This is a genomic window from Nocardia altamirensis NBRC 108246, from assembly GCF_001612685.1.
Classification (GTDB): Bacteria; Actinomycetota; Actinomycetes; order Mycobacteriales; family Mycobacteriaceae; genus Nocardia; species Nocardia altamirensis.
In genome coordinates, this window is record NZ_BDAY01000131.1 from 1 (window position 1) to 17,934 (window position 17,934).

General features: G+C 66.2%; 15 protein-coding genes and 1 pseudogene. 9 read left to right on the top strand and 7 right to left on the bottom strand.

Features of this window, described 5'->3' with window-relative positions:
- Positions 1-375 precede the first annotated feature (375 nt).
- The 3 genes from NA11_RS42545 to NA11_RS42555 all read right to left on the bottom strand — a co-directional run bounded on the left by NA11_RS42545 (position 376) and on the right by NA11_RS42555 (position 4,053).
- On the bottom strand, positions 376-903 hold the full coding sequence (locus NA11_RS42545) for a M15 family metallopeptidase (RefSeq protein ID WP_084655581.1): 528 nt from the start codon (positions 901-903) through the stop codon (positions 376-378).
- A gap of 496 nt (positions 904-1,399) precedes the next feature.
- Positions 1,400-1,867 (bottom strand): hypothetical protein, encoded by a 468-nt coding sequence (locus NA11_RS42550; RefSeq protein WP_069167802.1) that lies wholly within the window; start codon positions 1,865-1,867, stop codon positions 1,400-1,402.
- A gap of 509 nt (positions 1,868-2,376) precedes the next feature.
- Positions 2,377-4,053, bottom strand: coding sequence for a fumarate hydratase (locus tag NA11_RS42555; protein WP_069167803.1), 1,677 nt, complete (start codon positions 4,051-4,053; stop codon positions 2,377-2,379).
- A 293-nt stretch (positions 4,054-4,346) separates the two neighbouring features.
- On the opposite strand from NA11_RS42555, the gene NA11_RS42560 reads away from it, so the two are divergent.
- On the top strand, positions 4,347-4,817 hold the full coding sequence (locus NA11_RS42560; protein WP_069167804.1) for a MarR family winged helix-turn-helix transcriptional regulator: 471 nt from the start codon (positions 4,347-4,349) through the stop codon (positions 4,815-4,817).
- A gap of 105 nt (positions 4,818-4,922) precedes the next feature.
- Here NA11_RS42560 and mftD read toward each other — a convergent pair whose 3' ends face one another.
- Positions 4,923-6,245: a pre-mycofactocin synthase MftD gene (gene mftD / locus NA11_RS42565; RefSeq protein WP_084655582.1), complete on the bottom strand. Its 1,323-nt coding sequence runs from the start codon at positions 6,243-6,245 to the stop codon at positions 4,923-4,925.
- Entirely contained in the window at positions 6,242-6,994 is a 753-nt protein-coding gene (gene mftE, locus NA11_RS42570) for a mycofactocin biosynthesis peptidyl-dipeptidase MftE (protein ID WP_069167805.1), read from the bottom strand. The genes mftD and mftE overlap by 4 nt, the downstream gene beginning before the upstream one ends.
- Positions 6,995-7,034: 40 nt before the next feature.
- Here mftE and mftR point away from each other — a divergent pair, with 40 nt between their 5' ends.
- The 6 genes from mftR (at position 7,035) to NA11_RS42600 (ending at position 12,576) form a co-directional block, all read left to right on the top strand.
- Positions 7,035-7,619, top strand: coding sequence for a mycofactocin system transcriptional regulator MftR (gene mftR, locus NA11_RS42575; protein ID WP_069167806.1), 585 nt, complete (start codon positions 7,035-7,037; stop codon positions 7,617-7,619).
- 138 nt (positions 7,620-7,757) lie between these two features.
- Positions 7,758-8,663, top strand: coding sequence for an STAS domain-containing protein (locus tag NA11_RS42580; protein WP_069167807.1), 906 nt, complete (start codon positions 7,758-7,760; stop codon positions 8,661-8,663).
- 14 nt (positions 8,664-8,677) lie between these two features.
- On the top strand, positions 8,678-9,067 hold the full coding sequence (locus tag NA11_RS42585) for an STAS domain-containing protein (RefSeq protein ID WP_069167808.1): 390 nt from the start codon (positions 8,678-8,680) through the stop codon (positions 9,065-9,067).
- The gene (locus NA11_RS42590) at positions 9,057-9,470 is read left to right on the top strand and encodes an ATP-binding protein (protein WP_069167809.1); all 414 of its coding nucleotides are present in this window, start codon (positions 9,057-9,059) and stop codon (positions 9,468-9,470) included. The genes NA11_RS42585 and NA11_RS42590 overlap by 11 nt, the downstream gene beginning before the upstream one ends.
- Positions 9,463-10,104, top strand: a complete 642-nt coding sequence (locus tag NA11_RS42595) for a SpoIIE family protein phosphatase (RefSeq protein ID WP_069167810.1) — start codon at positions 9,463-9,465, stop codon at positions 10,102-10,104. The genes NA11_RS42590 and NA11_RS42595 overlap by 8 nt, the downstream gene beginning before the upstream one ends.
- Positions 10,105-10,245: 141 nt before the next feature.
- Positions 10,246-12,576, top strand: a complete 2,331-nt coding sequence (locus tag NA11_RS42600; RefSeq protein ID WP_069167811.1) for a SpoIIE family protein phosphatase — start codon at positions 10,246-10,248, stop codon at positions 12,574-12,576.
- Positions 12,577-12,579: 3 nt separating this feature from the next.
- Here NA11_RS42600 and NA11_RS42605 read toward each other — a convergent pair.
- Positions 12,580-14,636 (bottom strand): annotated as a pseudogene (locus NA11_RS42605) (TerD family protein).
- Between the two features lie 720 nt (positions 14,637-15,356).
- Here NA11_RS42605 and NA11_RS42610 point away from each other — a divergent pair.
- The gene (locus NA11_RS42610; RefSeq protein ID WP_069167814.1) at positions 15,357-15,695 is read left to right on the top strand and encodes an STAS domain-containing protein; all 339 of its coding nucleotides are present in this window, start codon (positions 15,357-15,359) and stop codon (positions 15,693-15,695) included.
- Between the two features lie 79 nt (positions 15,696-15,774).
- Here NA11_RS42610 and NA11_RS42615 read toward each other — a convergent pair whose 3' ends face one another.
- The gene (locus NA11_RS42615) at positions 15,775-16,815 is read right to left on the bottom strand and encodes an LLM class F420-dependent oxidoreductase (protein ID WP_069167812.1); all 1,041 of its coding nucleotides are present in this window, start codon (positions 16,813-16,815) and stop codon (positions 15,775-15,777) included.
- A 120-nt stretch (positions 16,816-16,935) separates the two neighbouring features.
- Between NA11_RS42615 and NA11_RS42620 the strand changes: the two genes are divergently transcribed.
- A complete protein-coding gene (locus NA11_RS42620) occupies positions 16,936-17,595 on the top strand; it encodes a cyclodeaminase/cyclohydrolase family protein (RefSeq protein ID WP_084655583.1) in 660 nt (219 codons plus the stop codon).
- Positions 17,596-17,934 lie beyond the last annotated feature (339 nt).

Below are 17,934 nucleotides of genomic sequence, written 5' to 3' on the forward strand. Positions count from 1 at the left end.
GGCGAGCGGGACAGTCTCGGGGTTTGCACTGGATAGCGTGGTGGCGTCGTGTGCCGTACCCGGCTGACCTCCGCAGTCGCTCACGCGTTCTCTCGTCCCAGCCGGGTTACTTGGCTGTGGTCCGGTTCAAAGATCTTTTCGGGGAAGTGATCTTGGGGGAGGTTGAGCGGAGAGAAATGGTGCGTGTCGTGCGGCGTGTTGCAACCATAAGACTCCGCTCAACGTTGGGCAGCAACCATTTCTCTCCCGTCAACGGGGCAACAACCATCTCTCTCCGGTCAACGGCGCAACAACCATTCGCCTCCGGTCAACGGGGCGACAACCATTTCTCTCCCGTCAATGCGCGGCAGCAACCATTTCCCCCACGTCGACGAACTACCGGTGGCTGGCGTCCGGTCGCATCGGCGAGCAGACGCCGCCTGGTGTGGTCGCCCGCTCGAAGTGCCACCATTCGTTCTCGTACATGCGGCACAGACCCCAGCGGGTTCCGTTGGCTTCGAGCCATTGCGCGCCTTGGAGCGGGCCGACGTCGACGGCCTGGCCCGAGACGTGTGTCGACTCCTCGGGCGGCAGTACCCAGCGCCGGGCCGCGTCGGGGCCGCCGTAGGTGGTGAGGCCGTTGTCCCAGAGTTGCTGCTGTTCGGCGGGCGTGCGATCGCCGGAGGTGATCGAGAGAGGCACGCCTTGTGCGTGCGCTTCGTTCTCGGCGAGGCTGTACGCCACCGCCAGACCTGGTTCGAGCCCTTCGGTTCCCGCCGCTGATCCGAGCGCTTCTCGTTGATCAATAGGGCTTATCCGCGCCGCCGCCTGCGGCGCGAGCAGTCCCGTCACAACAAGCGCAGGCATGACCGCCACCGGTAGGCCGATCAGCACCCGTTTCCGCACACCAGTCCTCAACACCATGTCGGCGATGGTAGCGGCCGACCGCGATGCCTGCGGGAACCTGTCACATCAAGCACTCGGCACGCACGCCCGAGGCGCGCAACCAGGCACGAGGCATCGACCAGTAGTAATAGCCGTCAGTTATGGCACAGACGTACCCGAATCCTTTGCGCGGCAGCAGTTTCATCTATCTGAAACGCTAACTGTCCACAATCTATCCCAGTGCTGTGGATCACAATGTGTGGGCAGCTGCTACCAGTCCGATTCGCGAAAATTGCCGTGGTTTCCCGAGTTTCACGACCGTACCGTTTCTTCCTGCTCGCCGCCCACAACTCCGATCGGCCCGCGGACGGCACCCCGGCTGCCGCCGGAGACCGCCACCCGCAGGCCGAGCAGGTTATGCACAGGTAGGAGCTGTTTCCACACCCCGAGCGAGCGGTGTACACATTCGCTCCCCATCATGTGAACAGCTACTGGAACGGACAATTCGACTCCAGCACCGGACAATTCGGCCGTATCACTCACGTAGTGGCGCGACCAGCGTGAGGTGGTCCCGCTCAACAGCAGGCGCGCGCTCCGCCGCCGCGCGGCGAATCGCCTCGGCGGCTTGACGATTGCGTCCGATCCGCTCGATGATCTCGTTGCCGTGGTCGCGGGCGTACTCGATGGCGATCTTGATCTTGCCGGCGTGCAGGCTACAGCGCGCACTCAGCTGCTCGATCCGCCGGTCGACCGGCCCGTCCAATTCCTGTAGCCGCGCAACGATTTCCCAGACATCGGGGCCTGCGACGAGCGCGGCACGCCGGTCGGTCATCGGCCCGCGAAAAACAATGCCGGGATGATCGAGTTGATCGACACCCTCCCGAATGAGGCGATCGAGCAATGCGGCAGAAGTGGTACCTTCGCGTGCGGCGCGTGCGGCCAATCTCCGGCTGGCGGATTGGGAAAGACGCAGTGTTGTCGTGACTGCCCTGGACGTACTCATTGCCCTCCTCGACCTCAATGGCATCTGCGATCAACGGCACTTGGAATCAACGACGTACATCGCTAAGAGTGCATCGCAAAACACCGACGACACCCCGGCGATCGGGGTGACATCGCCATGTCCGCCCATAAGCCTCTATTAAAGGTCGAACGCCCAGTTCAGGGGGTACGCCGGCGCGATAGACCTGCGGAAGACCTTGTTATCGAGCCGGTTCCGGAAATTCGCAGACATGCGCATTGCCCCGGGCGGCCAGCACATGCAGCAGGCGCTGCCGTGGTGTGCGCATCCCGGTCAATTGTCCGGCGCGGGTCGCCGGGTATGCGCTTCGGCGCGACGACACTCCTGGAGCAGTGCGATGAATGCGTCGGGCACCGTCGCATTCATCGGCACCCATTCTTGGCAGATGGCGGCGAGTTCGTATCCGCGTTCCGCACGAACGCACACAGCCACCACACTCAGGAACCTGCAAGGTCCATTCGAACGTTATCGCCGCGCCGATTCGATCGATGTCAGACGCGTTCGGCGCTGCGGGTGCGGACCCGCAGTGCGATCGGCTTCTGGGTTTCGGCGAAGAAGTCGTTGCCCTTGTCGTCGACGACGATGAAGGCGGGGAAGTCTTCGACCTCGATTTTCCAGACCGCTTCCATGCCGAGTTCGGGGTACTCGAGCACCTCGACCGACTTGATGCAGTCCAGGGCGAGGCGGGCGGCGGGACCGCCGATGGACCCGAGGTAGAAGCCGCCGTGCTGGTGGCAGGCCTTGGTGACCTGGGCCGAGCGGTTGCCCTTGGCCAGCATGACGAAAGACCCGCCAGCGGCCTGGAATTGGTCGACGTAGGAATCCATCCGGCCCGCGGTGGTCGGGCCGAACGAGCCGGACGCATAGCCCTCGGGTGTCTTGGCCGGGCCCGCGTAGTAGACGGCCATCTCGCGCAGGTACTCCGGCATCGGCTCGCCCGCGTCGAGCCGTTCCTTGATCTTGGCGTGCGCGATATCGCGCGCGACCACCAGCGGACCGCTCAGCGAAAGCCGGGTCTTCACCGGGTATTTCGACAGTTCGGCGCGGATCTCCGACATCGGCCGGTTGAGATCGATGTGCACCACGTCGCCGCCGAGGATCGAGTCGGTCTGCTCGGGCAGGTAGTGCGCTGGCTCGCGCTCGAGCTGCTCGAGGAACACGCCCTCCGGCGTGATCTTGGCCAGGGCCTGCCGGTCGGCCGAGCAAGACACCGCGAGTGCCACCGGGCAGCTGGCGCCGTGCCTCGGCAGCCGCACCACCCGCACATCGTGGCAGAAGTACTTGCCGCCGAACTGCGCGCCGATGCCGAAGGACTGGGTCAGCTTGAAGACCTCCTCCTCCAGCTCCAGATCCCGGAACGCGTGCGCCGCGAGCGATCCCTCGGTGGGCAGGTTGTCCAGGTAGTGGGCCGAGGCGTATTTGGCCGTCTTCAAGGCGAATTCGGCGCTGGTGCCGCCGATCACGACCGCGAGGTGGTAGGGCGGGCAGGCCGCGGTGCCGAGCGAGCGGATCTTCTCGTCGAGGAACTCCAGCATCCGCGTCGGGTTCAGCACGGCCTTGGTTTCCTGGTACAGGAACGACTTGTTCGCCGAACCGCCACCCTTGGCCATGAACAGGAACTTGTACGACGGGTGCGCGAGATCGCCTGGCGTGGAGTACAACTCGATCTGCGCGGGCAGATTCGTTCCGGTGTTCTTCTCGTCCCACATGGTGATCGGGGCGAGCTGGGAGTAGCGCAGGTTGAGCTTCGTGTAGGCGTCGTAGACGCCGCGGCTGATCCATTCGGCGTCGTCGACGCCGGTCAGCACGCCCTCGGACTTCTTGCCCATGACGATCGCGGTGCCGGTGTCCTGGCACATCGGCAGGATGCCGCCCGCGGAGATGTTCACGTTCTTGAGCAGGTCGAGCGCGACGAAGCGATCGTTGCCGCTGGCCTCGGGGTCATCGATGATCTTGCGCAGCTGCGTCAGATGCGCGGGCCGCAGGTAGTGGCTGATGTCGTGCATCGCCTCGGCCGTCAGCAGCCGCAGTGCTTCCGGCTCCACCTGGAGGAAGGTCCGGCCGTTGACCTCGAAGGTGCTGACGCCCTCGGTGGTGAGCAGGCGGTACGACGTGTCGTCGGCGCCGATCGGCAGCAGGTCGGAATAGCGGAAGTCCGGCGCGGTCACGAGACGCACTCCTTCGGGCGGGCCGGGCTGCGGAAGCCGTGGCTGGTCACAAGCACAGCGAGCCTATCCACCGGACCAGGTCGGCTCGTGGTTAGGCAAGCCTTCCTCGAGAGGTTGATACAAAAGGTCGCACTAGTTGGCACAAAAGGTTGCACGTTCAACCCTGAGAGTGCTACCTCTCGTCTCACACAAAAAGCGCTCGGACGTCCAACCGTTGGAGCGCTGCACAACTTGCCGCGCAACGCACAACGAAGCGCGACAATGTATGACACGCCAGAGTTTGGAGCGCTATCGTGACCGATCCCCGTTGGCTCGATGACGTCGAAATGCGCGCCTGGGTGGGCTTCGTGCGCACCCGCGACCTCATCGCCGCGGCGGTCGGTCGAGACTCGACGCGGGAGTCGAACCTCACGTACGTCGAGTACTCGGTGTTGGCCTTCCTGAGCAAGACTCCGGAGCACCGCACCACCTTCGCCGAACTAGCCGCGAAACTCGAGTGGTCGCAGAGCAGGCTCTCACACCAGATCACCCGAATGGAGAAGCGCGGGTTAGTAGTCCGTGAACCGATCCCCGACGATGCGCGACGCACGGCGGCCCGGCTCACACCGCGCGGCGCCGAGGTACTCGGCAGCGCGGCGCCCGCGCACGTGCTCAGTGTGCGCAGGCACATGATCGACATACTCGACCGGCAACAGCTGGCCGCGCTCGCCGACATCTACGACACGCTGCTTGCGCATCATCGGAGCTCGGCGAGCGAGAACTAGGCCGGCGATCCGACGTGTCCACCGACCCGGTATTCGACTGATTCCGTTGCGGTGGACGTCAATTCCCCCATACAGAACCGTGCCCGGCCCGAGCGGCCTGGCGGCTCAGGCCGAGGCGTTCGCGGACTCGTGTTGTACCGCTGCCATTTCGGCGCTCAGGTCTGGTGATTCCGCTGCCGCACTGGTTGATTCGTCGGTAGCACCAACGGCATCCGCCGAACCCGTACCAGCACTGGCTGATCCACTGCGCCAATCCGTCGGCACCCCGAGCGCGCGCTCGAACCCCTGCGGCACCACCAGATCTCCGCGATCGAGGTCGGCAACGCTGGTCTTGCGCAAGCCGAGCAGCGCCGAATCTATTCCGCCACGCAGGATGTCGAGCACGTTCTCCACGCCCGCTTGACCGTTGGCGGCCAGACCCCACAGGTACGCCCGCCCGATCAGCACCGCACGCGCACCGAGCGCGACCGCCTTCACGACATCGCTCCCGCGCCGGATGCCACCGTCGAGCACCACCTCGATCTGTGCACCCACTGCGTCGGCCACCGCGGGCAACGCCCGGATGGCGGCGGGGGTGCCGTCGAGATTGTTGCCGCCGTGATTGGACACCGAGATCGCCGCGACGCCCGCGTCCACCGCGCGTAGCGCGTCGTCGACCCGGATCACCCCCTTGAGCATGACCGGCCCACCCCACTGCTCGCAGACCCAGCGCACATCGGCCCAGTCCGGCGGCGGCGTGCCCATCCACTCGCCGTAGGCGCCGAAGAATCCGGGCGCAGGACCGTCGCCGATCGCCATGTTCGGCGCGGTGAGGTCGGGGATGCGCCCTGACTTCACATACGCGGACAACCAGCGCGGCCTGGCCAACGTCTGCGGCGCGAACTTCAGCATGGTGCGCAGATCGAGCCGCTCCGGAATGACCGGACTCCCCCAGTCCCGTCCGTGCGAGAACGACCAGTCGAGGGTGAGGATCAGCCCTACCGCGCCCGCCGCCTTCGCCCGGTCCATCCGCTGCAGGATCTCGTCTTTGCTGCCACACCAATACATCTGGAAGAAGGTCGACGGATTGGCCGCGATCACCTCTTCGATCGGCTTGCTGGCGAACGAGCTGAGCCCCATCGCGATCCCGCGCGCGGCGGCCGCGCGCGCCACCGCGACCTCGCCGTCGGGATGCACCGCCTGCACGCCGGTCGGCGAAATCAACACCGGCATCGAAAGCGGTTGGCCGAGCACGGTTGTCGACTGATCCCGATCCCCGATCGGACCGGCGACGTGCGGCGCGAAACCGAGCTCGGTGAACGCGAGCTGATTGTCCTCGATGGTCTGCCCGCGCTCGGATCCGGCGATCAGCGCGCCATACACCGACTTCGGCAGTCGCTTCTTCGCGCGGCGCTGCGCTTCGGCGACGGTTTCGAACCAGGGGTTCATGTTCCGGTCCTTTCCGGGGAGGCTACCGGCCACCACAGCCGGGTTCGGTCGAGCAGGTCGGTGGTCAGGTGGTCGAGCAGCGCGTCGCCCTCGGCGGCGCTTGCCCCCGCCGGGTCGCCGAGGACACCGTTCGCGCTGATCGCGCGCACACCGTTGGCGCGAAGGAGCGGCAGCAGTTCCGGCAGTGGGCGGACGTCACCCGCCTCGGCACGCTCGACACGGACCTTGTCCGGTGCGAGTGCCAGCTGCACGGCGGTCTCCGCGCGACCTGCGTGCAAATCACCCTGGTAGCGCGGCACATACACGTGCACGTCGCGAGACTCGCTGTGCAGCAGCGTCTCCGCGCGCCGCAGCGGCTCGAGATTGCCGCCATGCCAGTTGACGAGCAGGATCCGGTCGAAAGTGTCGGTGGCCGAACGGCACAGCTCGACGATCAGCAACTCCAGCGCGGCCTGTCCGATCGACAGCGTGCCTGCGAAGCCGGCGTGCTCGCCGCTCGCGCCGTACGGAATCGCCGGTGCGACAAGCACATCGGGTCGCCGCGCGGCCAGCCGCGCGCACAGTTCGGCGGCGACGTCGGTGTCGGTGGACAGCGGCAGATGCGGCCCGTGCTGTTCGGTCGCGCCGACCGGGACCGCGAGAATCGCGCCTGCAGCCGCCCGTTCGCCCGCTTCCGGCCAGGTCAGATCCGCCACGGTGTGGGTCGGCACTGCCGCAGCCTCGATGTGGCCTGCGACACTTTCGAGCATGTCCGGAGATTATCGTCAGTCACTGACATAATCAATAGCCGTGACAGCAAGGACCACCCGCGGTCGCCCACGCGGCACCACCAAACGCGAACTCGAACTGATCGCGATGCGGCTGTTCACCGAGCAGGGCTTCGATGACACCACCGTTGAACAGATCGCCGCGGCGGCAGGCATCAGCGGCCGCACCTTCTTCCGGTACTTCCCCACCAAGGCCGAGGTGCTCTGGTACCAGTTCGATGACGAAGTCGCTGCTCTGCGCGCAGCGTTCGCCACCGTGCCAGACGATATTCCGATGATGACCGCCGTGCGTCGAGTCGTCGTGAACGCCAACCGGTATCGGGCCGAAGACGTGCCCGAGCTACGCACCCGCATGCAGTTGGTCGCCACCATCCCGGCGCTGGCCGCCACCGCGGGCGCGCACTACGACGCCTGGGAACGCGCGGTCAGCGGCTTCGCCGCGCGCAGGCTCGGCGAACCGGACAACGCGCTGATCCCACTCGCGGTCGGCCGCACCACCCTCGCGGCCGCCCGCGCCGCCTTCGACGCCTGGCTGACCAGGGCCGACGCGGACCTGACCGTCTATCTCGAGGAGGCATTGCACGGGCTGGAGCGGGGTTTCAGCTAACTGCGACGATTCGCAGTTGAACAACCGGCAGGTTTCGTCAGCAACCTCGTTGGGGTATGACTAGGCTCGGTGTCGGCCTCGCAGCCGACCGCACGTTGATGATCCCGACTCAAACCGTCGAAAGGGGCAGGAGTTTCCATGTCCGAGGTGTCCATGAGCCTTTCGGCGGATTCACTGGGCGTAGGACCGGTCGACAATCTGCTTCCGCAGTTGGTCGAGCACCTGCGCCAGAACCGCACCGCGCTGCGTGAGGTGTGGGCCCGGCGCATCACCGACGCTCAGCTGCTGACCGCGATGACCCCGGAGGAGATCTTCTCCGAGGCCACGTCCGTGTACGACAACTACGTCGAGGTGCTCGAGACCGGTAGCGTCGAGGCGCTGCAGGCCTACGCCCGCGATCTGTCCGAACGCATCATCCCGAGAGGCGTCGAGACCGACGAAATCCTCGGCATCGTGCTGCTGCTGCGTGACGTGCTGGCCCGCTCGCTGTTCGAGAAGTATCAATCCGACTTCCAGCTGCTGAACGCGGTGCTCGACGCCTACGAGCCCGCCGCGAACCGCATCGCCAACACGGTGGGCGTCTCCTTCGTCCAAGAGCGCGAGCGCGTCATCCGCCAGCAGCAGGAGGCGATTCGCGAGCTGTCCACGCCAGTTCTGCAGGTGCGTGAACAGCTGCTGATTCTGCCCATCATCGGCGTGCTGGACAGCCAGCGCGCCCGCCAGCTCACCGAGCAGCTGCTGAGCGCGATCCGGGCCAACCGCGCCAAGGTCGTCGTCATCGACATCACCGGTGTGCCCGAGATCGACTCGACGGTGGCCAACCACCTGGTGCAGACCGTCGACGCGTCCGGCCTGATGGGCGCGAACGTCATCATCACCGGCCTGTCCTCGGAGATCGCGCTCACCCTGGTGACCATCGGCTTGGATCTGTCGAAGATGAACGCGGTCGGTGACCTCCAAGGTGGCATCGAGGAAGCGGAACGTCTACTGGGTTACGAGGTTTCCCGAGTCACCGAACGGGTCGCCGAACGCGACGGTCGCTAGATCAGGGCGGGCACATGCCGGTACCGATTCTCAAACAAGGCACCTATCTCATCGCGTCGGTGCAGTCCGCATTGACCGATGCCGATACCGAACGCCTGCAGGACGACCTGATGAAACAGGTCAGCAAGTATCGGGCACACGGCATCATCGTCGATGTCACGGCGATCGACATCATGGACTCCTTCGCCGCCAGATCCTTGCGCACCATCGCGCACATGACTCAGCTGCGCGGCGCCGAAACGGTCATCGTCGGGCTGCAACCTGAAGTCGCGTTCGCCATGGTGCAACTCGGGCTCACGTTCGAAGACATGCACACGGCCCTCGACTTGGAGGAGGGCCTGGCCTGGCTGAACCGGAAGACCAGCACTCGACGCCAGCGAGACGGTCGTGACAGTGGCCGCTGAGAACGTGGTGATCGCGGTCAGAGTGTCGGGCGACATCGTGATCGCACGTCAAGCCGGACGCGAACTGGCGGCGAAGCTCGGATTCTCTCTGACGGACCGCACCATGATCTCGACGGCGATCTCCGAAATCGCCCGCAACATCACCAGTTACGCAGGCACCGGCGAAGTCCGGTTGCTCGTCGACGATCGGGAGGGTCGTCAAGCGCTGGTGGTTCAGGCCCAGGACGAAGGACCTGGCATCCTCGACATTCCCCGCGCGCTGGAGGACGGTTACTCGACCGGGCGCGGACTAGGTCTCGGTCTCCCCGGCGCCCGCAGGTTGATGGACCGGCTCATCATCGATTCTGCACCTGGTCGCGGCACGTTGGTGGAGATGTGGAAGTGGGTACCCAACGGTGCATGAAGACGGGTTCATCGGCCGAATCGAATGGGCGGTGGCCGGTCGCGCCCTCCCTGGACAGCGGGTCTCCGGTGATCGCGGTGTCGTGCTCGACACCGGCGGCGGCACAGTGCTTTTCGCGGTGCTGGACGGGTTGGGGCACGGTGCGGCCGCCGCCGACGCCGCCGATCGGGCCGCGCAGGTGCTCGCGGAGAACCGCGCCGAACCGCTGGATGTCCTGATGGTGCTCTGTCATCGGGCCATGGCCGACACGCGCGGCGCCGCGGTCTCGCTCGCGCTGTTCGATCCCAGCGACACGGTGCGCTGGCTCGGCGTCGGCAATGTCGAATCCCAGGTGCTCGCCATGGGTCCCGTCGGTCTGACCGTCCGGGCGACCGTGCTGCTGACCGCGGGCATCGTCGGCTATCGGCTACCGCAGAACCTGCAATCGCAGACCATTCACGTGCGACCGGGCGACCTGCTCCTGATGTCCACCGACGGCATCGTCAGCGACTCCACCGACGGCATCGACCTGTCGAAGTCCACCGCGGAGATCACCGCCGACATTCTGGCCAAGCACGCCAAAGACACCGACGATGCGTTGGTGCTTGCCGCCCGCCACCGCGGCCCCGCGCAGCACAACGGTCCGGCGACATGAGCAGCGCGCGATCCGCGAGCGCGGCCGCCACGGCGGTCGGGCGGGGGCCGAGCGACAGCGAGGCGCAAGTATGAGCGAGCGAACGACGACCACAGCCGCCTCCGCAGTCAGGCCGGGGCCGAGCGACAGCGAGGCGCAAGCATGAGCGCCACCCTGGCCGACTTCCTCGACGCATACGCGACCGCGCTACGGCGGCACCTGGATTCGCCGACCCAGGCGGGTCTGTCCGAAGGCTACGAGCTCGGCAGGCGAGCGCTCGTCGAAGGGGTCAGCCTGCTCGATCTCACCGAGCACCACTTCCGGGTCGTCCAATCGGTCGAGCAGGCGGCAGGGGCTGCGCCGGACCATCGGCTCGCCGAGACGGCGTTGGAGTTCTTGCTGCAAACCCTTGCCGCGCTTGATATCGCGACCCGCGGCTATCTCGACGGTGTCGGCCGGTACGAGCAACAGCGTTCCCGCGCAGACGATCTCGCCGGGCGCGACGCGTTCCGCACCGCGCTGGTCGAGTCGTTGCAGGACGGGTTCTTCGTCGCGGACTCGGCGGGCACCATCGTCGAAGTCAACTCCGCCTTCGGCGCGCTGACCGGTTACGGTGCCGCCGATGTGCCCTACCCGCTGCCGCATCCGTGGTCGATGCCGGAGGGGCGTTATCCCGATCTCGGTACGGAGGCACAGCGATTCATCATCCCGATCCGGCATCGGGACGGGCGGTCGGTGTGGTTGGCGGTCAGCACCAGTGCGCTGATCAAGCCGGAAAACAACGAACGCATCTTCGTCGGCACCATTCGGGATGTGACCGCCGAGCACGACGCGCAGGCGCGCGATCAGGCGGCCTCCCGGCTCGCCACCGCGGTCGGTGCGGCCACCAGCGTGGTCGAGGTGCTCGCGGTCGGACTTGACGAGGTGCGGCGCACCGTCGGTGCGGAAACCGCAGTCGTTTCGGTGTGGCCGAATCGGCAGGCCGAGCCGGAGGTGTACGCGTCCGGCACCGAGGGCACACCCGAGAACCCCGAACTCGACGCGCGCGCACGGGCGCTGCTGGATCGCGCCAGACGTAGGCCCGGCCGCAGCCTGTTCGCGATCCCGGAAGGATCGGAGTTCTCCGAAGGCATCGTCGCGCCGCTCGGCCAAACCGGTGATGCCGCACTGTGGTTGCGCTTCGCCGCGCCCCGCGCCATCAGTGCCGCCGATTGGACGTTGTTCTCGCTGCTGATCGGCCATCTCAGCCTCGCGGTGCAGCGGGCACGCAACTTCGACCAGGCGCGCTCCACCTCGCTGACCCTGCAGCGGGCCATGCTCGGGCCGATCGAGTTGCCGCCCCGGTTCTCGGTGCATTACGAGCCTGCGCTGCCGCCGCTCGAGATCGGCGGCGACTGGTACGACGTGGTTCCGTTGCGCGACGGCACCATTGGTGTCGTCGTCGGCGACTGCGTCGGGCGTGGATTGTCCGCCGCCGTCGTGATGGGTCAATTGCGCACGGCCGCACGGGCTTTGCTGCTGCGCGGGGCGGGGCCCGCGCAGCTGCTCGCCGAACTCGACACTGTCGCAGGGCGAATCCCCGGCGCGATGTGCACCACCGTGTGTGCGGCGGTGCTCGATCCGGTGCGCGGGCTCGTCCGCTACAGCAGCGCGGGCCACATGCCGCCGATCCTGGCCGACGTCGACACCACCGGGCGGCTGCTGGAAGGTGGGCGTTCCGTGCCGCTGGCCACCTTCGATCCACCACGACGCCCAGAGGCCACCACTGCGCTGACGCCGGGATCGACGCTGGTGCTGTTCACCGACGGGCTGGTCGAACAGCGCGGCGTCGACATCGACGACAGCTTCACCAAGATCGCCGACGTCCTCGCTGGCACCTCCGCCAAGCTGCCACGCGAGGTCGCCGACGCGGTCCTGTCCCGGCTGCGCCCCACCGCGGGCTACGACGACGACGTCGCCATGGTCGTCTACCGCCAGCCGCCCGCACCGCTGCGCCTCGACGTGCCCGCACACCCGGATGAGCTTGCGGCCCTTCGCCGTACGCTCAAAGCCTGGCTCGCCGCCGCCGCGGTCCCGCACGACCTCGCCTCCGATCTCGTCGCCGCAGCCAACGAGGCGTGCAGCAACAGCATCGAACACGCTTACCGCAACGGCGCCGTCCCCTCCGGCCGCCCCGCCAGCACCGACCTCTCCATGGGCCGCACCAGCCGAGCCATCCCCCGCGACCCCGCCGCAGGCCTGGTCCATCTCACCGCCACCTGCAACACCGAAACCGTCGTCATCACCGTCGCCGACACCGGCGTCTGGAAACCCCGCTCCGCCGACCCCGGCTACCGAGGCCGCGGCATCGACATGATGCGCGCCCTCACCGAAGAACTCGACATCGACCACACCGGCCCAGGCACCCGAGTCCGCATGTCCGTAACCCTCCCCGCCATCACCTTCCCCGTAGCCAACCCCCTCCGCGGCACCCCCCGCCGCATAGCCAACTGACCACTACGGGCCGGGCTCACCGCCGAGCAACACATCCTCGGGCAACGGCACCGAATCCGGCTGCCTCGGTGCGGCGGGCACCCATTCCCGCAGCGGTTGCACTACCGATCCGTAGAACGCGTCTGTCGCCGACGTCACGCTGCTGACAAAGCTCGCCGCGGTGCCGCACCGTCGGTTGCCCATCCGAAAAGTCTGTTCCAGCGAAAAGGACACGATGGCGCCGGCGCGGCCGCCGCCCGTCAGAACCTTCGGTTCCACGCGCACCTTGTCGAGGTGCTCGCACACTTCGTTGCCCGGCTCCGAGAACACCGCCTCGACCTGGACATCACCCGGTGCCTCCGCGAGTTGTCTGAGCAGCCAGGACAATCGACGACCCGAGGTGCCTTCGTCCGGCGCATCGAGGGTGGTGCGGCAGCGAACCTTGTGCGTGCGCACGTCCGCCACCACGACCAGATCGCCTACGGTATCCGGGATCCGGAACACGGCCTCGAACGTTCCATCGTCCGCAAGCCGATCCGCGACGGCGGCGTTGCGAGCGGCGGGATCGGCAAGGTGCCGACGCGGCAGGATGTGTTTGACGGTGACTCCGAGTTCGGCGGTCAGTCGCAACGCGAGATGCCGTGACAGCGACACCCACGTATCCGCGACCGCCAAAGCCTTCGGGTCGCCCCCACGAAGAGTCCCCGCTGTCACCGAGTCGCGGACAGCCACCCAGTGCCGTCCCATGTCGACGAACTCGGCAGCGCCAGACCGCGGGTGATCGAGGTAGCGAAGAAACTCGCTCAGAATCCAGGCATGCAGGTCGTTGTCGAGTCCGCCGTGTGCCAGCAACATCCGCGCCTCGTGTGCCACCTCCGCCCACGACAGGTGCCGCAGCGCAACTTTGGCAAGCTTGCGGCGGTCGACCTCGATCGGAAGCTCTCCCGGACTTGCGGGTATATCGTTCGACAGGCTGATCACCGCGTCATATTTCTTCCGGCGCGCCACGTCGAGGTAGCTCTCCAGTTGATCGCGCCGGAGCTTGCCGCTACCGGTCTTGACCTCGAGCAGGCCGGTCCACACCCGGCTGCCCCGAACCACCTTGAGCACCGCATCAGGAATGACCTTCGAGTCGTTCCGTTCGTACTGCACCTCGACATAGCCTTCGAAAGCTCCTGCCGGAGCCCCCATTCTGGCGCACAATGCCCGCGCGAACGGGCGCACCACCTGCATTGTTGCGATCAGCGCCGACGTGGCACGTTTCTCTTGCTCCTCCCCTGCACCAACTCCGAACACCGAGAACAATCGGGCAGGCTGCCAAGTGTCGACCTCTGCGAGTTTGAACTCGACCGGCTTGACCCGCTTCGCCGTTCGTTTGGCGGTACGCACGCCGCGGCTTCGCGCAGACGCTTTGGCTGGTGATTCGGCGGACGGTTCGAGGTCTGGTCCCGACAGGTCGGCACCAATCGCGCCGGCTACCGCTCTGAGGGGCTCCACCTTGCTAATTTGTGTCGCCTCGACCGGCTCGGCTGTCGGTGCAGGCGCGGTGTCGTCATCGACGTCGACACCAAAATCCGTTGCTAGACCGGCCAATCCGGTATCCCAGCCTTGCCCACCGCTCGGACTTTCCAGTCGCCGCCGCGGCGGTACACCTCACCGAATACGAAGGCAGACTCCGTCGCGGCGTCGGCGGTGACATACTCTGCCAGCGACTGCCCCGCTCCGTCGACCACGCGAAAGGTGAGCTTGCCGAGCTCCCCGAATGTTCCGGCGCCGAGACTGCCTGCGAGCGCCACAGTGTGGACATTCTCCGGGACCACGGCCAACTCGATCGCGATCCGGGCTTGTGCACCCTCCTCGGTCGCGCTCGCCCCCAGGAAGCGCACCGATCCATCGGGCGATTCGGGCTGGTTGTAGAAGACGAAATCGCCGTCAGAACCTACCTTTCCATCAGCCCTCAACAATAATGCGGACGCGTCGATCTCGATTTCCGACTCCGTCCACCCGAGAACGATGTCAACGCGTACTATGTCATTCGGCAACGGGATATTCTGCCCCTTACTCAAGGTGGGAAGCGTCACGAATTCATCTCCTTCTGGATGCTGCCGGAGTGAACTCTCAGTTGGCTCAGGCTGTTTCGCCAGACGATCCTCACCGCAACCTCCTCGGGTGGACACGTCAGTTAGAGTTGAATTCCTATCACTCAACCAATCTCCGCCGCGGAAGGTTGTACGAATTTATCTACAAGTACTGACATTTCGCGATAAATTCGACATCGTGCGGATCGATGCGGCTATCTTTGCGCGCCCGCAGCCGACGGGAGCGGTTAGGGGCCAAAGAATGAATTCGGTCGGTATTCACCCGCGATGAATTGCAGCAGACATCCCAGCCTCCGAACGCGGGGCCGAGACCGTCCATCCCGCGCTGACCGGAGCTTCGGGCTATGCCGTGCAATACCGCTGAACGAGGTTGTTGGAGGCGCGCGCAGGAGAGAGCAGCTGTTCGGGAGGTGACCGCAGGCACGTCGGTGGCCGACTATGACGATCGGGATCGTTGTGGGTGTCGGCGGTGATCTGCGGGTAGTCGGCGGTTCATGGTGCGGCGGAACACTCGGGGGATCCGGATCACCGCGGATGGGTTGGGTGTCGGTCGGGTCGAGCTGGGGGAATGTGGTCTCGGAAGAGCTTTGCTGCGGTAATGTTTGGACACATGGGTGCTCCACAGTTGCGATTCCGCCACGACTTGTGTGTTGTGATTAGGTGACCAACACATCCGGAGACGCGTATCCCCTGGCGGAAACGATGACCACCACCGTCGCTTCGCAGGACGGTGCGACGGTGCTGACGGTGGCCGGCGAGGTCGACCTGGCGACAGCCCCCGCGCTGGAGAATTCGATCGAGGCGATCCTCAACGGCAAGCCCGCGGCGCTGATCATCGATCTGACCGACGTCAGCTTCCTGGCCTCGGCAGGCATGGCCGTGCTCGTCGCGACGCATCAGCGAGCAGGCGACGCGACGAAGATCGCTGTCGTCGCCGACGGGCCAGCCACCAGTCGGCAGTTGCGGATGACCAGCCTCGATCAGGTTTTCGCGCTACATTCCACGCTGGAAGCAGCGCTGGCAGGACTGCGCGGCGCCTGACGGCGAGCAAGCCCTCGAACGAATTCGGCGCCGCACGCATCCAACAGGATGCGGCGGCGCCGAATGTTTCGAAAATGCCTCAGTCGCAGAGTTCGCGCAGCTGCTCGATCAGCTTGACGCGCTCCGCCGCGGTGGCCGCCATCGGAACAACGTTGAGGACGGTGACACCCGCCTCGCGGAAGGCGGCGACCCGCTCCTTGACGTAACCCGCGGGACCGATCAGCGAGATGTCGCGGACCAGCGCGTCCGGGACCGCCTTGGCCGCCTCTTCCTTCTTGCCCGCCAGATACAGGTCCTGGATGCGGTCGGCCTCGGCGCCGTAGCCGTACTTGGTGGCGAGCGTGTGATAGAAGTTCTTGCTCTTGGCGCCCATACCGCCGATGTAGAGCGCGAGATGCGGCTTGACCCATTCCAGCAGCGGCTCGACGTTGTCGCCGATGGCCAGCGCCGGGCCCGCATAGACGTCGAGGTCGCCGAGCTGCGGGTCGCGCTTGGCCAGGCCTGCGGCCAGTGACTCGCCCCAGATCGCCTTCGCCTGCTCCGGCAGGAAGAAGATCGGCTGCCAGCCTTCGGCGATCTCAGCGGTCAGCTCGACGTTCTTCGGGCCGAGTGCGGCGAGCAGCACCGGAATGCGTTCGCGCACCGGGTGATTGATCAGCTTCAGCGGCTTGCCGAGCCCGGTGCCCTGCCCGGCGGGCAGCGGGATCTGGTAGTACTTGCCCTGATATTCGAGGCGCTCACGACGCCACACCTTGCGGCAGATCTCCACCAGTTCCCTGGTGCGGCCGATCGGTGCGTCATAGGGCACACCGTGGAAGCCTTCGATCACCTGCGGGCCCGACGCACCGAGGCCGAGGATGTACCGGCCGTCGGAGACGAAGTCCAGGCCGGCGGCGGTCATCGCGGTCAGGCTCGGCGTGCGGGTGTAGATCTGCAGGATGCCCGAGGCCAGCTGCAGCGTCGACGTCTTGGCCGCCAGGTAACCGAGGGCGCTCACCGCGTCGAACGAGTACGCCTCCGGCACGAACACGATGTCGAGACCGGCCCGCTCGAGGTCCGCGACTTCCGCCGCCACCTCTTTGAAACCGCCCGAGTAGTTGATGCCCAATCCGATCCGCATAGGACTCAACATAACCGCGCTTACGCATCAGTGGTGCACCGGACCGGTCTACCGTCCCGGACGACCGGTAGCGTTAACCGCGCATTCAACCCTCGCCGTCGTAGGAAAGGCCACGCACCCGTGTCGCAGCCGAGCACATCGTCCCAGGAAACTGCGTCCTCGTTCGGCGAGGCCATGCTCGCGCAGTACCTGTGCGATCTGGCCGCCAAGATTCCCGCGCCCGGCGGTGGCGCGGTCGCCGCGCTGCACTCGGCGCAGGGCGCCGCTCTGGTCGCGATGGTCGCGCGCTACACGACCCGGGCCAAGGATGCCGACAACCGTCCGGTCATCGACCGCATCATCGAAGCCGCCGACGCAGCCCGCACCCGGTCACTCACCCTCGCCGATGCCGACGCCGCCGCGTTCACCGCTGTCGGCTCGGCGTACAAGCTGCCGAAGTCCACCGAGGAAGAGACCGCCACCCGCACCGCGGCGATCAACGCCGCGCTCCTCGAGGCCGCCCGGGTCCCGGCCGCGGTCGTCGACGAGGCCGACGAGGTTCTCGCCCTCGCCACCCAGCTCTTCCCCATCGGCAACCCCAATGTCGTCACCGATATCGGCGCCGCCGCCAACGCGTGCCGTGCCGCGGCGACCACCTCGCAGCTCAACATCGAAATCAACGTCGCCTCCCTCCCCGCCGACGCGGGCGACCAGTTCGCCCCCGTCCTTCTCCGCATCGAAGAAATCGCCGCCCGCGCCGACGCCCTGCACGCCGACGTAATCCACTCCCTCCGCGGCTAACCACGCCTCGTCGAGTTGGTCGGTTGATCACGAGGTACTGGTGCAGGCATCGCCCGAGAAGCCACCTGCACCATTACCCCCTCGGCACGAAACCACCCCCTGGATCCCACATACCGGGATCGCGGGTACTTCTGAGACCAGCGAACACAGCCAGCCCGCCCAAACCCCGAAATCCGCACCCCTTCTGGGGATCCCACACAGGTTCCATACGGTTCACAGAGCCCAGAGCCTCTGCGAACCGTATGGAAGGTCTGCGGGATCCCCGGTGCGCCTACGAGAAGCAGCGCGCATCTCGGCAAACCCGGTGGACGGTAGCGAGAATCAGACTTCTTTGATCTT

What these genes read in the sequence shown, in the direction of transcription:
- NA11_RS42550 (WP_069167802.1), bottom strand. Translation starts at nt 1,867, where the DNA reads ATGAGTACGTCCAGGGCAGTCACGACAACACTGCGTCTTTCCCAATCC.
- NA11_RS42545 (WP_084655581.1), bottom strand. Translation starts at nt 903, where the DNA reads ATGGTGTTGAGGACTGGTGTGCGGAAACGGGTGCTGATCGGCCTACCG.
- mftD (WP_084655582.1), bottom strand. Translation starts at nt 6,245, where the DNA reads ATGAACCCCTGGTTCGAAACCGTCGCCGAAGCGCAGCGCCGCGCGAAG.
- NA11_RS42610 (WP_069167814.1), top strand. Translation starts at nt 15,357, where the DNA reads ATGACCACCACCGTCGCTTCGCAGGACGGTGCGACGGTGCTGACGGTG.
- NA11_RS42580 (WP_069167807.1), top strand. Translation starts at nt 7,758, where the DNA reads ATGTCCGAGGTGTCCATGAGCCTTTCGGCGGATTCACTGGGCGTAGGA.
- NA11_RS42585 (WP_069167808.1), top strand. Translation starts at nt 8,678, where the DNA reads ATGCCGGTACCGATTCTCAAACAAGGCACCTATCTCATCGCGTCGGTG.
- NA11_RS42615 (WP_069167812.1), bottom strand. Translation starts at nt 16,815, where the DNA reads ATGCGGATCGGATTGGGCATCAACTACTCGGGCGGTTTCAAAGAGGTG.
- mftE (WP_069167805.1), bottom strand. Translation starts at nt 6,994, where the DNA reads ATGCTCGAAAGTGTCGCAGGCCACATCGAGGCTGCGGCAGTGCCGACC.
- NA11_RS42600 (WP_069167811.1), top strand. Translation starts at nt 10,246, where the DNA reads ATGAGCGCCACCCTGGCCGACTTCCTCGACGCATACGCGACCGCGCTA.